This window comes from Lentibacillus sp. L22 (assembly GCF_040812445.1).
Taxonomy (GTDB): domain Bacteria; phylum Bacillota; class Bacilli; order Bacillales; family Amphibacillaceae; genus Lentibacillus_C; species Lentibacillus_C daqui.
In genome coordinates, this window is record NZ_JBFNXI010000103.1 from 1 (window position 1) to 1,423 (window position 1,423).

Here is a 1,423-nt window from a genome sequence, read left to right on the forward strand (position 1 = left end):
CTGGGTTATTTTCGTAAAATAAGATGGAACCTTTCCAGAAATGGTTTGCTTAAACTAGAGATCCTTGAAAATCTCTATTTTTTGGACATACGACTCCCTTGGTCTTACGATGGTTTTTTAAATGTGCTTAGAGAACAGCGGTATGGCCTCACTCTAATTGTAATCTTTGAATTCGCTGTAATACTTTCCAGAAAAACGATTGATACACAAAGCTGGAGGCTAATTTAAAGTAAAGAGATCGTCCTGACTTTACCAATTTACTGGCGACTTTAATGATTCTAGTTCGTATCGTTTGGATCCGCATGTTTTTCTGTTCTTCAGGAAAACAAAGCGTACGCATCCAATTCGTAAGGTTATAAGCTAACAAACTAAGCATCATTCTAACCTCATTGCATTCAAATTTATGGCTGCTCATGCGATCCAGGTTAAACCCATTTTTGGATTCCTTGATATAATTCTCCATCGTTCCTCTTTTCTGGTAGGAATGAACAATATCTTTAGGAGAGAAGACATCAGTCAGGTTCGTTACAAAGAAAGCGTGCGTAAAAAACAATTCACCGGCCGGACGAACGGATTGGATGATCACTTTTCTTGGCTTGGACCATGATTTTGCCTGATACTCGGCTTCTTCATAATAGATTTCCGATTTTGTCACATCGGTTGGAACAGTGGAAGGGTGCAGCTCATCGGCAAGTCGCTGCAAATTAGGATTGGATTTCAAACGAATCACATAATAAACCGATTCATCCTCGCACAGTTCATATAGACCCGGGACGGCGAAGCCACTGTCACCGCGCAGAAACGGGATGGTTTCAGGAAACTGCTCATTGTAATGGTTGATAACAGGCTCGATAAAATCCACCACGCCATTGGAAGTATAGACATTGCCTGGGCGTAGTTTTGCTTTCAAAAAATCGCCGGTGATACCGTCAAAAGCAACTAAAGGATGAAATCCAATGGTTCCATAATGCGTATTGAATGTTGCATCCTCCTGATCGCCATATGTATCTGCATGAGTGGAATCCAAATCCAGAATAATCGACTTGGCATTTCTATATTGATGCACCTTGTCTAAAAGTTCCTGGTTTGCCTGGTTTAATTGTTCCATCGATTCATCATCAAATCGTGGGAAAAGCCGGGATAAACTTGGCTGGGAAGCTAAAGCATCTGTTCCTACAACCTGCGTAAAGACAGGATCATTCGTTAATTGATCAGCTGCGTCATCTTCGGCATATCCAGCAATGATTTGATACATCTTTTGGCGAAGTAACTGTTCATTGGAGTGAACATAGTAACGTCGATCATCTTTAAGCTTTAAATGCTTTGTCAGCGTTGAGAAGAAGCCAATCTTTTCATCGAACTCTCGGAATAAGAGTTCACCTGTATCGGATGAAAGTGCACCACCATCGTTAGATAATTTGAT

The 1,423-nt window shown here is 40.8% G+C and carries 1 protein-coding gene; it reads right to left on the reverse strand.

Features of this window, described 5'->3' with window-relative positions; all coding sequences use genetic code 11:
- Positions 1-148: 148 nt before the first annotated feature.
- A partial coding sequence (locus ABRT01_RS18215; protein ID WP_367749195.1) for an IS1380 family transposase occupies positions 149-1,423 on the reverse strand: 1,275 nt, incomplete at its 5' end.